The sequence below is a fragment of the Actomonas aquatica genome (genome assembly GCF_019679435.2).
GTDB classification, from domain to species: domain Bacteria; phylum Verrucomicrobiota; class Verrucomicrobiia; order Opitutales; family Opitutaceae; genus Actomonas; species Actomonas aquatica.
Map to the genome: position 1 here is coordinate 42,296 of NZ_CP139781.1, position 12,839 is coordinate 55,134.

8 protein-coding genes are annotated in these 12,839 nt (G+C 63.9%); 5 read left to right on the forward strand and 3 right to left on the reverse strand.

The window, feature by feature from the left end:
* The first annotated feature begins 7 nt into the window (after positions 1-7).
* From K1X11_RS00175 to K1X11_RS00185, 3 genes are read left to right on the forward strand one after another with little or no spacing between them, the layout of a single operon-like run.
* Entirely contained in the window at positions 8-2,005 is a 1,998-nt protein-coding gene (locus K1X11_RS00175) for a polysaccharide lyase family protein (protein WP_221029156.1), read from the forward strand.
* A gap of 17 nt (positions 2,006-2,022) precedes the next feature.
* Positions 2,023-5,508 carry a beta-galactosidase gene (locus K1X11_RS00180; protein WP_221029155.1) on the forward strand — a complete coding sequence of 1,162 codons (3,486 nt, stop codon included), beginning with the start codon at positions 2,023-2,025 and terminating at the stop codon, positions 5,506-5,508.
* 53 nt (positions 5,509-5,561) lie between these two features.
* Positions 5,562-6,485 (forward strand): ThuA domain-containing protein, encoded by a 924-nt coding sequence (locus tag K1X11_RS00185; RefSeq protein WP_221029154.1) that lies wholly within the window; start codon positions 5,562-5,564, stop codon positions 6,483-6,485.
* Positions 6,486-6,500: 15 nt separating this feature from the next.
* On the opposite strand, the gene K1X11_RS00190 is transcribed toward K1X11_RS00185, so the two are convergent.
* The 3 genes from K1X11_RS00190 to mnmA form a co-directional block, all read right to left on the reverse strand.
* Positions 6,501-6,986 (reverse strand): hypothetical protein, encoded by a 486-nt coding sequence (locus K1X11_RS00190; protein ID WP_221029153.1) that lies wholly within the window; start codon positions 6,984-6,986, stop codon positions 6,501-6,503.
* Between the two features lie 122 nt (positions 6,987-7,108).
* A complete protein-coding gene (locus tag K1X11_RS00195; RefSeq protein WP_221029152.1) occupies positions 7,109-7,642 on the reverse strand; it encodes a GNAT family N-acetyltransferase in 534 nt (177 codons plus the stop codon).
* 43 nt (positions 7,643-7,685) lie between these two features.
* The gene (mnmA, locus tag K1X11_RS00200; RefSeq protein WP_221029151.1) at positions 7,686-8,816 is read right to left on the reverse strand and encodes a tRNA 2-thiouridine(34) synthase MnmA; all 1,131 of its coding nucleotides are present in this window, start codon (positions 8,814-8,816) and stop codon (positions 7,686-7,688) included.
* A 128-nt stretch (positions 8,817-8,944) separates the two neighbouring features.
* Here mnmA and K1X11_RS00205 point away from each other — a divergent pair, with 128 nt between their 5' ends.
* Positions 8,945-11,404 carry an alpha-amylase family glycosyl hydrolase gene (locus K1X11_RS00205; protein ID WP_221029150.1) on the forward strand — a complete coding sequence of 820 codons (2,460 nt, stop codon included), beginning with the start codon at positions 8,945-8,947 and terminating at the stop codon, positions 11,402-11,404.
* A 214-nt stretch (positions 11,405-11,618) separates the two neighbouring features.
* Positions 11,619-12,668: a type I glyceraldehyde-3-phosphate dehydrogenase gene (gap, locus tag K1X11_RS00210; RefSeq protein ID WP_221029148.1), complete on the forward strand. Its 1,050-nt coding sequence runs from the start codon at positions 11,619-11,621 to the stop codon at positions 12,666-12,668.
* The last annotated feature ends 171 nt before the right edge of the window (positions 12,669-12,839 follow it).

Here is a 12,839-nt window from a genome sequence, read left to right on the forward strand (position 1 = left end):
CGTATTTATGAAACCACGACACAACCCTCTGATCGCCCTGCTTGGCGTCCTCGCGCTGGGCTGGACGGCGTTGGCGCGGGCGGCTGCGCCCGTCACCGTGAGCGAAACCGACGCGCTCTACATCCTCGATAACGGGATCGTGCAGGCGAGCGTGGCGAAGGATTCGGGCGACCTTGTTTCGTTGCGCTACCGCGATCGCGAAATGTTGGCGACCTTCCTCAAGCCGGACGGCACGCCCGACCTCGAACGCGATCCGCCGGGTCACAACGTGAACGGCCTGAACCGCGGGTTCACCGATCACCAATATGGGTTTTGGTCCCACGATGCGATGGGACCGCGTGGGTCGGGCGAGGCAATTGCCCGCATCACCATCGACCCGGTGACGAACGGCGGCGCGCGCGCCGAGGTCTCGGTAAAAGGGATCGCGCAGGATCGTCTCATGGGCACGGGACCGGGCGTGCGCGGCGGCGCGGAGACGAAGGGGCAGTTTGCGGCCGATATTGAGATCCGTTACGCGCTCGGGCGCGGGGAGGCGGGCGTCTACACCTATTGCCAGTTTGAGCATCCGGCGGATTACCCCACGACGGCCCTGGGCGAGGCGCGCTTCTGTGCGAAGTTGGCGGACTTTTTTGATTGGATGAGTGTCGCCGACGGGCCGCACCATCACAAAGCCTACCCCAAGGGGCTGCGTGAGGGGGACAAATACGTTTACACCGTGCCGCAGGCGGAGAACCCGGCGTTTGGCTGGTCGAGCACGACGGAGAACGTGGGCTTCTGGTGCCTCAATGCCTCGATGGAATACATGAGTGGCGGACCGACCAAGGTGGAGTTTGCCGGGCATCGCGATACCAACGCGGTATCGGCGCCGTGTGTGTTGAACTACTGGCGCAGCAGCCACTACGGCGGCTCGGCGGTGGATGTCGCGGAGGGGGAACCCTGGGCGAAAGTGATCGGTCCGTTCATGCTTTATGTGAATGCCGGGACGACGCCGCAGGCGATGTTTGACGACGCCAAAGCCAAGCAGCGCGAAGAGGCAGCGGCGTGGCCTTACGCGTGGGTCGAGGGCGTGGATTATCCACTCGCGGCCGAGCGCGGCACGGTGAGCGGACGCATCGTATTACACGATCCGCTGGCCCCGGCCGATGCTCCGGAAGTGAGCCGGTTGCGGGTGGGGCTCACGCAGACACCGTGGACCTCGCCCATCCCGGGGCGTGACGGCGAAGTGCGGGTGATCGGATGGCAACGGGACGCGAAACACTATCAGTTCTGGACCGAAGCCGAAGCGGACGGGCGATTTGAAATCGGTGCAGTGCGCCCCGGCACCTACACGTTGCGGGCCTTTGCCGATGGCGTGTTGGGCGAGCTGGCCGTGGCCGATGTAACGGTGGCGGCGGGCGATACCACGCTCGGCGATATCACGTGGACGCCGGTGCGACACGGGCGACAGCTCTGGGACATCGGCGTGCCAAATCGCAACGGCGCAGAGCTCTTTAAGGGTGAGGAGTTTTGGCGGCCGGACATCCCGCTGGTTTACGCGGAGCTGTTCCCTAACGACGTGACTTACGTGGTGGGGAAGAGCGACTACCGGCAGGATTGGTATTTCCAGCAAGTGCCGCACAACGAAGACCCGACCGTCGAGCCGCGGCCGTTTTGGGGCATTCGCGATGAAGGACGAGCGACGCCGTTTCGAGTTGTGTTCGACGTGGCGGAGGTTTCCGCCGGAGACGCGCATCTGCGGCTGGCGTTGTGTGGCACGGCGACGCGCTCGCTGGAGATTCGGCTGAACGACGAGATGCTCGGCACGATCGATCTGCCGATGAGCGATGGGGCCATCGCGCGACACGGACGACAGGGGCTGTGGTATGAAACCGGACTGAGCTTCGATGCGGCCAAGCTGCAGCCGGGGCGCAACGAGCTGCAGATCATCGTGCCCGCCGGACCGATCAATGACGGCATCCTCTACGACTACGTGCGGCTCGAGGTGGAGAGCGGCGAAGAGACTTGAAAGCAAAGGATCTGATCATGCGAAACTACCCTGTATTCACTCGCTGGGCACCGCTCGCGCTGCTGGCCCTCACCTTCGCGGCCCTCGCTGGTCGGGCGGACGACGCTCCGGCGGAGGTGCCGACGCTCTTCATTGCTGGCGATTCGACCTCGGCCAACGGGAACCCGGTGGCGGTGGGGTGGGGGCGTATGCTGGGCGACTATTTTGATCCGGCGGAAATCGCGGTCGTGAACGCCTCCCGCGGTGGCCGGAGCAGTCGCACGTTCGTGACCGAAGGGCATTGGGACAAGATGTTGGCGGATGTTGGCGCCGGGGACGTGGTGCTGATCCAGTTCGGCCACAACGACGGTGGCCCGATCAATCACGAACGCATTGCCCGCGGGTCCCTGCCAGGGTTGGGGGACGAGACCGAAGAGATCGACAACCTGCAGACCGGGAAGCCGGAGACGGTGCATACCTTCGGTTGGTATATGCGCAAAATGATCGGCGACGTCCGGGCGAAGGAGGCGCAACCGATCCTGCTTTCGCTGACGGTGCGCAACTACTGGGACGACGGCGAAGTCGAGCGCGGTTCCGGCGACTACGGCACCTGGATTCGGGAGCTGGCGGAGGCGGAGCAGGTGCCGTTTATCGACCACACCAAACTGATCGCCGATCATTACGAAAAGCTCGGGCAGGAAACGGTGAACACCTTCTTCCCGCGCGATCACGTGCACAACGGCGAGGACGGTGCCCGGCTCAATGCGATGTTGGCGGTGAGCGGTCTCAAAGGCCTGCGCGAGCAGTGGATCGTGAACGGGCTCTCGCTCATGGGAAAAGTCATCCCGACGGCGGATCCGATCAACGTGTATGTGCCGCCGCAGCCGCCGCCCAAGGGCGGACCGCGCGAGGAGTTTCTAGCGTGGCTTAACCTGCCGGCGCCGGCCAGCGAGCTCCTGCCCACACTGTGGCTCATTGGCGACTCGACGGTGCGCAACGGTCGGGGCAACGGCTACGACGGCCAGTTTGGCTGGGGCGATCCGCTGGCGAAGTATTTTTATCCGTCGGGCATCAACGTGGTGAACCGCGCGGTGGGCGGCACGGGGGCTCGCACCTTCAATGAACACTGGGCGGCGGTGCTTCCGCGTATCGAAGAAGGTGATACGGTGCTGATTCAGTTTGGCCACAACGACAACGGCTCGCGTGGGGCGCTGCCGGGCATTGGCGAGGAGACGGAGGAGCGGAACAACGTGATTACGGGCGAGCCGGAAACGGTGCATACCTTTGGTTGGTATCTGCGCCGTTACATCGCCGAGATCCGGGAGCGCGGGGCGACGCCCATTCTTTGCACCCTAGTGCCGCGCAACCGTTGGGACGGTGATCACATCGTGCGGTCGTCGCAGGGGCATGCAGCGTGGACCCGCGCGGTGGCCGAGGCCGAGGGCGTGCCGTTGATCGATCTCTACGAGCGCCTCGCCCGGCACTACGACGTGCTGGGGCAGGAGGCGACGACGGCGTTGTTTGCCGACCGTGGCACACACACCAATTGGGAGGGAGCGGAGTTGGCGGCGCAGACCGTGGTGGACGGACTGCGGGCGCTGGAATCTAACCCGCTCGCGGGCGTGTTGCGGCCGGGGATGGGACCCGCGGGGCATCCGCTTTTTACCCGGGCCGAGCCGGATGGCACACCGCGGGTTTTTGGGTGGCGGGACGACCATTTTTATCTCGATGACGCGCCCATGCTGATCGCGGCCGGGGAGATGCACTTCGGCCGCGTGTTGCCGGAGGATTGGGAGCACCGCATTCGCCAGGCGAAGGCGATGGGGCTGAACACGATGAGTTTTTATCTGTTCTGGAACCTCTGTGAACCGCGGGAAGGCGAGTTTGTGTTTGAGGGCATGAGTGACGTGCGGCGCATGCTGGAGTTGTGTGCGGAGAACGGCATGTGGGCCATTCTGCGGCCGGGGCCGTATTGCTGCGCGGAGGTGGAGTATGGCGGCATCCCGTGGTGGACGGCGCGGTATCCGGAGGTGCCGATCCGCACGAATCATCCACGTTATGTGGAGTGGAGTCGCCGCTACATCGAAAAGGTTTACGCGGAGGTCGAGGACCTGCAGGTCACGCGCGGTGGGCCGTTGCTGATGGTGCAGATGGAAAACGAATACGGCATGGTGGCGCGGGGGAACAACGACTACCTGCAGACGTTGCACGGCATCTTCGTCGATGCCGGCTTTGAGGTGCCGCTGTTCACCTGCGATCCCTACTTTGCGCCGGAACGCGACTTTGGCATCAATCTGCCGGGCGTGCTGCGGGGACGCAACGGACTCGATGATGCCAAGGACTTGGAGATGACCAAGGGCGTGATCGGATCCGATCCGGCGTTTTGCTCCGAACTCTATACCGCATGGTTCAGCGGTTGGGGCCAACCGCTCGCCACGCGGCACGCGTCGATCGAGCACATCGTGGATAAGACCGGCTTCCTTTTGGAAAACGACGTCTCGTTTTGTTACTACGTGGTGCACGGCGGCACGACCTTTGGGTTCTTCAACGGCTGCAATGAATTCCTGCCGGTGCAGACCAGCTACGACTACAATGCGCCGATCGACGAGGCGGGGCGAGTGACGGCCAAATACCACGCCCTGCGCGATGTATTGGCGGCGGGACTACAGCGGCAGCTGCCGCCGGTGCCGGAGGATCCGCCGGTCACGACGGTGGCGGAGTTTGCCCTGGAACCACTGGCGACGGTAGCCGACGTGTTGCCGAGCACGCCCACGCGCGTGGCGGACCATCCGGCGACGATGGAGGAGTTGGGGCAGGACTACGGGTTTGTGTTGTATCGCAAAACCTTCCCAGACGGGCTGCGCGGTGAACTCGAGTTGCGCGATGCGCGCGATTACACGCTGGTGATGGTGAATGGGCGCACGGTGGCGCAGGCGTTTGTGGGGCTCGGTCTCGACAGCAATCGCATCGCCTTGGACGAGGGCGGACCGGTGACCTTGGATCTGTTGGTCTACAACCTCGGTCGGATCAGCGTGATCACGAGTCAGCACACGCAGGAGCGGGCGCGCAAAGGACTCGATGGTGGGGCGTGGTTGGGCGGCGAGGAGGTGCTCGGCTGGGAGATGTTCAGTCTGCCACTGGCGAACGGCGTCGGCGCTGAGCGGGTGGGGGACGGGGCGATTCGAACCGACGGACCGACCATCTATCGCGGCACCTTCACGCCGGAGGGGCCGGGCGGCACTTTTCTTGATATGCGACAGTGGCGCTTCGGGGTGGCGTGGGTGAATGGTCACAACCTCGGCCGCATCTGGGAACGTGGGGCGCAGCGCAGTTTGTTTGTGCCGCGGCATTGGCTGCGGGCGGACGGCGAAAACGAGTTGATCGTGCTGGAGCTCGACGGGGTGCCAGCGCGGCCGGTCGTGTCGGGGGGCACCGAAATCATCACGGTGGAGCCGGAGCCTTTCCCGGTGCGCTTGGATCGGCGGCTACTGGAACCGCCACCGGCCGAAGCGACGGACATGTGAATGAGCATCGCTCCGGAGTTGCGCGATGATCCGGAGCGAACGAAGGTGGCGCGATGTTACCCCTTACCCGCACCGCTTTTCGTTGTCTGATCCTTGGTTCGTGCCTTTGTGCCGCCGCGTGGGCGGCCGAGCCCTTGAAGGTGTTGTATTTCACCAAGTCCGCCGGCTGGGAGCACTCGGTGGTGAAGCGCGGCGAGCACGGCGAGCCGAGTCATTCCGAGCGGTTGCTTACGGCGCTGGGAGCGGCGCACGACATCGATTTCACCTTCAGCAAGGATGGCAGCCTGTTCTCGCCGGAGTATCTGGCGCAGTTCGACGTGGTGTTTTTCTACACCAGCGGAAACTTGGAGATGGTCGGCACGGATGGGAATCCGCCGATGAGTCCGGCGGGCAAACGGGCGCTCCTCGGTTGGGTGGCGGGCGGCGGCGGTTTTATGGCGGTGCACGCCGGCTCCGACTCGTTTCACACCTATGAGCGCTATGACGGGAATACGCCGCAGGATCAGCGCGGCTACCGTTATCAAAACAATGGGGAGGCGTCCGACCCTTACGTGAAGATGCTGGGAGGCGAGTTCATCAACCATGGCCCGCAACAAGAGGCGACGGCGCACATCATTGACCGGACGTTCCCGGGATTTGAGTCGCTGGAGGCGGAGCTCACGGTGCATGAGGAGTGGTATTCGCTGAAGGAGTTCTCCCCGATCAACCGCGTGCTGATGGTGCTCGATACCGAGGGCATGAAAGGCAGCGACTATGATCGGCCGGACTACCCGGTGGCATGGGCGAAGCCGTATGGCCAAGGCCGCGTCTATTATAACGCGATGGGGCATCGCGAGGACGTATGGGATGCCGACTACTATCAGCAGATGCTGGTCGGCGCCTTGCGTTGGCTGGGGCGTCGGGTCGACGCGGACCTCACGCCGAACCTGCTCGAGGTGGCTCCGGAAAGCAGCGTGTTGCCGCCGCCCCGGAGCTGAGGCGGAGTTCGTCGTTCAGCCGGCGCGATCGGTGGAGTTGTTGCGCACGGTGGCCGCCATGATCGGCTTCACCACGCGGGTCTCCACGTCCTCCAGCCACGCCGCGAGGGCGGAATCCGCTGACGGGTCGAGTTCGAGCCAAGCCAGCGCTTCGGTGAGTGTGCGCACCGGGCGGGTTTCCACGCCGGCTTCGTCGGTGTAGCTCATGTGCATGCGCGCGAGGCCAAATTCGAGATCGGTGGGGGCGATCATGGCGCTCCTTTCGCCGACAAAATACCGATGGTAGCGCTTCTTCACGGCGGGCAGGCTGCGTGACTCTTCGAGTGACAGTTGCACGACCTGATTGTGGGCGTAGCGCACGATCTTATTCATGGGGCGATCGTAGCGGGAGTCCTGGCTCAATTCCTCGAAGTGTTGGCACAGTTCGAGGAACGTAATGGTGCCGTAGCCAATAGTGTAGACCAGCTTGGCGGGCGCGTAGAATTCGCAAACGAAAGGCATGATCTCGCGGTGGGTAATAAATCCGGGGGAGTCGGCCCCGTGCCTTGCGTTTAACATCGGCGACGTCGCGCGGAGGTAAAGCGATTTGTGGGCGGCCGGGACGGGGCGGTCAGCCGGCGGCGTTACCCCTCGGGCGGTAGCTCGATCCAGTAACGCTGCACCCAGCAGTCGCGGTGGGGGGCCGGCACTTCGGAGTGCAGCACACCGCCGTTGCGCAGGATGGTGCGGGCGGAGCCCTCGTTTTCGCGGTCGCAGGTGATCAGACAGCGGTGGATGCCGCGTCGGCGCGCCTCGGTTAGCGTGGCGGCGAGAATGGCGGTGGCATGGCCGCGGCGGCGGGCGGATGGGCGCACGCCGTAGCCGATGTGACCACCTTCGACGCGCAGGCTCGGCGTGAGCTCGTGCCGCAGATTGGAGACGGCGACGACCTCGGTATCGTTTTCCACCAGCCAATAGCTGGAGTGGGCGACGAAACCGGCCGGGAGGTTTTCGCCGCGCTCACTGGCTTCGAGGCCGGCGAGGAATGCCGGGAAATCGTCGGTCGGAAAGGAAAGGGGAAAGGGAATGAGCGGCTCGTCGCGGGCTTTGAACTCGGCGATCAAGCCGAGGTAGGATTCGCGCCAGCGGGCGGACGGGCGTTCGAGGGTGGTGCTCATGCAGAGGGGAACGGCAGCAGTCCGCGGGCCGACAAGCAGCGCGCTAGAGATAAACGCCGCCGCCGAGGAGGCGGGGACCGTCGTAGAGGGCGAGGATTTGGCCGGAGGCGAGACCGCGTTGCGGATCGCGGAAAGAGATGGTGGCAGCCGTCGGGTCGTCGGGATCGGGGCTGAAGTGCAGCGGCACGCGCGGATCGCGGTAGCGCACTTTACCCTCAAGGTCGGTGGCGGTGGTGGGCGGGGTGGGGGTGTTCCAGCGCAGGCTGTGCACTTTGACCTCGGATTGATGCAGGCCGGGGGCGTCGGGGCCGTCAAAGGCGACGAGCAGGGCGCGATCGGCGGCGCGTTTGCCGACGACCACGTAAGCTTTGCCGTCGGTGTTGGAGGGGATGCCGATGCCGCGGCGTTGGCCGAGGGTGTAGAAATGCAGGCCGCGGTGTTCACCGAGCACGGTGTCGTCGGTGGCGCGCACGATGGGGCCGGGGGCGTCGGGCACGTATTCGCGCAGGAAGTCGGCCATCTTGATTTGACCGATGAAGCAGATGCCCTGGCTGTCCTTCTTGGTGGCGTTGGGCAGTCCGGCTTCGGCGGCGAGGCGACGCAGCTCGGGTTTTTGCAGGTGACCGATGGGGAAGCGGGCGAGGGCGAGCTGCGCCTGCGACATGAGCGCGAGGAAGTAGGTTTGGTCCTTGTTGGGATCGGCGCCTTCGATGAGGGCGAAGGGACCGGCGGCGGCCGGGGAGCCGGGGTCGACGACCCCGGCTACAGCATCTAGGGGGCGGCGTTGGGCGTAGTGGCCGGTGGCGACGGCGTCGAAGCCGTGACCGCGGGCCCACTGGGCGAATACGCCGAACTTGATGTCGCGGTTGCACATCACATCGGGATTCGGCGTGAGGCCGCGTTGGTAGCCATCGAGCAGGTAGGCGACGACACGTTCGCGATACTCTTGCATCAGGTTGACCACGCGAAACGGGATACCGAGGTGCTCGGCGACGGCGCGGGCGTCGGTGATGTCCTGCTGCCACGGACAATCGCCGATGATTTCGTCCTCGTTGATCCAATTCTTCATGTAAGCCGCTTCCACGTCGTAGCCCGCGCGCTGCAGTTGCAGGGCGGCGACGGCGCTGTCCACGCCGCCGGAGAGGGCGACCAGAATGCGGGAGGAGGAGGACATGGTGGCAGGCTTCCAACTAAGTTTGCGGGGCGTAAACCCTCAAATAGCGAATGGTATAACTCCGCGGGAGATTTGCGCCTTGAGCGATGCATGGCTTGTTCGATGCTAAGCGGCCCTCCGTCCGACCTATGCCTTCCCGAGCCAATCGTATTGTCCAAGCCTGGTTCAACTCGCCCACCAGCGGCGTGTTGGAGCTGGCCCGTGACTGGAAGGCGCGCCACGCGCCGCCGGTCAAATTCTCCGGGGGTCTGCGCGTCTCCTCCCTCAAGCGAGTGCGCGATCATTCCTATGGCAGCGAGAGCGGCTATTTCGTGAGCCGGGCGGGCCGGATTTTCTTTTTCCTGTCGAATGGGGCGCATCCCAAGCCGTTTGCGCGCAGCAAGTCGGTGTATCTGGCGGGCGACTTCAATGGCTGGGGCGACGCGATTGGCCAGGAAGATTGGCTGATGCGGGAGGCGACGCTGGATGGTCAGCCGGTGCTATTGTGGTGTGGCGAAGCCGCGCCGTTTTTGGCGCATCCGCCGATGCGGTTCAAATTTGTCGACGACGAAGGGCATTGGTTCGACGTGCCCGGCGATGCACCCAACGTGGTGGCGGACGACGGTGGCAACCGCAACCGCGTGGTGGATCCGGATCGCACCGGCCAGCACCTTTACACCTTTGAGTTGGCGAAGCCGATCGACCTCACGCAGTCGTGGCGGGCTCACTGGGCGGTGGCTGACGGTGACCATTCGGTGCCGATTCGACCGGGCGCGTATTTCAATCAATTGGAATCAAAGTTGCCACAGGGCGTGCGTATTGAAGATGGGGATACGGTATTTCGCCTCTTTGCACCGCGGGCCCGCACGGTGGAGCTGGTGCTGCGGGAGCCGGATGAGGGGGGCGAGATTCCGGCGGAAGGCGTGCGCGTGGCGTTGAGCCGGAGTGAAGCCGATCCCACGACTTGGGAGGTGATCATCGAAGGCAACCTGCACGGATGGCTCTACCACTACCACCTGGATGGTCCGCGCGATGAGTTCAGCCTCTTCGATCCCGCACAGCCGGTGCTCGACCCGTGGGCGATCGCGGCGGTGGGGCGCGAAGGTCCGGGCGTGGTGGTGGATCGCAGTCAATTTGCGCCGCCGCGCAAACCGTCGGGTTACCGCACGCCGTCTTGGCAGGATTTGGTGATCTGCGAAGCGCACGTGCGTGACCTCGTGGCGGGCGCGCCCATCGAGTTGACGGCCGAGGAGCGGCGTGGCTTCGCCGGCCTCGCGAAGTGGGTGCGCAGTCCGGCGTTTTACCTGCATCGGCTGGGCGTGAATGCCGTCGAGCTGCAGCCCATCCAGGAATTCGATAACGAAACCACCGAGGAGTATCATTGGGGCTACATGACCAATAACTACTTCGCCCCGGAGAGCAGTTATGCGCTCGATCCGGTGCGGGCGAGTGGGGTGAAGGAGCTGCAGGACGTCGTGCGGGCATTTCATGAGCGGGGCACGGCGGTGATCCTGGATGTGGTCTACAATCATGTGGGCGTGCCCGGTCACCTCATGTTCATCGACAAGTTGTATTACTTCGCGGTGGGGCAGGAGGGCGACCTCTCCAACTGGAGTGGATGCGGCAACGACCTGCGGGCCGATGCGGCCATGGCCACGCGTCTCATCATTGAGAGCTGCACCCATCTGCTGAAGACCTACGACGTCGACGGCTTCCGCTTCGACCTCGCGGAGTTACTCGGGGTCGAGGTGCTCAAGCAGATCGAGATCGCGCTCAAACGCGTGAAACCCGACGTCGTGCTGATCGCCGAGCCGTGGAGTTTTCGTGGTCACATCGCCGGCGCGCTGGGTGAAACCGGCTGGGCGTCCTGGAACGATGGATACCGGCGCTTCCTCAAGGATTACGTGCGCGGCGGCAGCTCGCGGGAAGCGTTTGAGTATTACCTGAAGGGCTCGCCGTGGTATTTCGCGCACTGGCCGGCGCAGACGGTCAACTACGTCGAATCGCACGACGATCGCACCTGGATCGACGAGATCACCGAAAACAGCGACGGCAACGGCCACCTGCCCACCGCCAACGATCGCCGACGCACGCACCTGATGGCGGCGGTATTGTTCAGCTCCATCGGCATTCCGATGATCTCGGCCGGGCAGGATTTCCTGCGCTCCAAGCACGGCGTGAACAACACCTATCAGCGCGGCGACCTGAACGCGCTCGATTATCGGCGCCTGGAACGGTTTTCCGGGACGCACACTTATTTTGCGGAGTGGATCGCGTTTCGCGGTTCCGAGACCGGCCGACTGCTGCGGCACTTCTCCCGCGCCTCGGAAGGGTTCTTCCAGTTCTGGTGGGCGCCCGATACGGCGGCGGCGGTGGTGCTCTACAATGCCGACCTATCCGCCGGCGATGAACAGTTGCTCTTCGCCGTCAATCCGACCCTGCACGACGTCGAAGTGGAGGTGGACGCCACGCTCGTCGTCGGAGTCTGGCGTCGCGTGGCCGACCACGAAGGGTTTGCCCGCCCGGATTTGCCCGCTTGGGAGACTCCGCTCGATAGCAGGATATGGGTGCCCGCCCTCGGTTGCGGCCTCTGGCAACGGGTGGAGTAGGGCGCGGGGCGGCATGAGGTAAGTTCATCCGCCTCAAAATGATGGGTTTGTGCCGCCCAGGGGGCCGTCGCCAAGATACGGCAAGGTCACAACAATGAATGCCCGGTAAAACCCCTTGCCAATGACAGGGTGCCCGATTTCGCTGCTCTTCCCGCGTCCGCAGGATGCGGGTTCAACCTGAAACAGCATATAACCCACTACACTGGAGAAACCCATGGCAGTAAAAGTTGGCATCAATGGTTTTGGCCGCATCGGGCGCTTGGTCTTCCGCGCCCTCGTTGAGCAGGGCCTGCTCGGCGATACACTCGACGTTGTGGCCGTGAACGACCTCGTTCCCGCCGACAACCTCGCTTACCTTCTGAAGTATGACTCTACCCAGGGTCGCTTCAACGGCACCGTCAGCAGCAAGAAGTCTTCTGACGCCGTCGCCGAAGACGACGTGCTCGTCGTCAATGGTAAGGAAATTAAGGTTCTCGCCGTTCGCGAGGGTCCGGCCGCTCTCCCGTGGGGCGAGCTCGGCGTCGATCTCGTGATCGAGTCGACCGGCCTCTTCACCGAGGACAAGAAGGCTCAGGGTCACATCGACGCTGGCGCCAAGAAGGTGATCATTTCCGCCCCGGGTAAGGGCGACGTCGCCACCATCGTGATGGGCGTCAACGACGCTTCCCTCGACGTCAAGACCACCAACCTCATCTCCAACGCCTCCTGCACCACGAACTGCCTCGCGCCGCTCGTGCACGTGCTCCTCAAGGAAGGCATTGGCATCGAGGAAGGTCTCATGACCACCGTCCACTCCTACACCGCGACCCAAAAGACGGTCGACGGTCCTTCCAAGAAGGACTGGAAGGGTGGCCGCGCCGCCGCGATGAACATCATCCCCTCCACCACCGGTGCCGCCAAGGCCGTGGGCCTCGTTTGCCCCGAGGTGAAGGGCAAGCTCACCGGCATGGCCTTCCGCGTTCCGACCCCGACCGTCTCCGCCGTCGACCTGACCGTGAAGACCGTCAAGGAGACCTCCCTCAAGGAGATCAACGCCCTCCTCAAGACCGCGTCCGAGACCTACCTCAAGGACATCCTCGGTTACACTGAGGACGAGGTCGCTTCCTCCGACTTCATCCACGACAAGCTCTCGTCGATCTACGACGCTGGCTCGTCCATCGAGCTCAACAGCAAGTTCTTCAAGCTGGTGAGCTGGTATGACAACGAGTGGGGTTACTCGAACCGCGTCGTCGATCTCGCCAAGAAGATCGCCGCCGAGATCTAACCGGCGCCTCCGTCGCCGCTGAAAAGTAGCGAGTAGCGGGTAGCGAGTAGCGAGCATTCCTTCGAAGCTCCTGCCGCCCCGTTACTCGCTTTCTTTTCGTTCGGGACTCTCGCCAGTCCCTCGTTTCGGATTGCTACCCGCTACTCTCTACCCGCTACCCGCTACTTTCCC

Coding starts and splice junctions, on each gene's coding strand:
- K1X11_RS00175 (WP_221029156.1), top strand. CDS start 8: ATGAAACCACGACACAACCCTCTGATCGCCCTGCTTGGCGTCCTCGCG.
- K1X11_RS00180 (WP_221029155.1), top strand. CDS start 2,023: ATGCGAAACTACCCTGTATTCACTCGCTGGGCACCGCTCGCGCTGCTG.
- K1X11_RS00185 (WP_221029154.1), top strand. CDS start 5,562: ATGTTACCCCTTACCCGCACCGCTTTTCGTTGTCTGATCCTTGGTTCG.
- K1X11_RS00190 (WP_221029153.1), bottom strand. CDS start 6,986: ATGCCTTTCGTTTGCGAATTCTACGCGCCCGCCAAGCTGGTCTACACT.
- K1X11_RS00195 (WP_221029152.1), bottom strand. CDS start 7,642: ATGAGCACCACCCTCGAACGCCCGTCCGCCCGCTGGCGCGAATCCTAC.
- mnmA (WP_221029151.1), bottom strand. CDS start 8,816: ATGTCCTCCTCCTCCCGCATTCTGGTCGCCCTCTCCGGCGGCGTGGAC.
- K1X11_RS00205 (WP_221029150.1), top strand. CDS start 8,945: ATGCCTTCCCGAGCCAATCGTATTGTCCAAGCCTGGTTCAACTCGCCC.
- gap (WP_221029148.1), top strand. CDS start 11,619: ATGGCAGTAAAAGTTGGCATCAATGGTTTTGGCCGCATCGGGCGCTTG.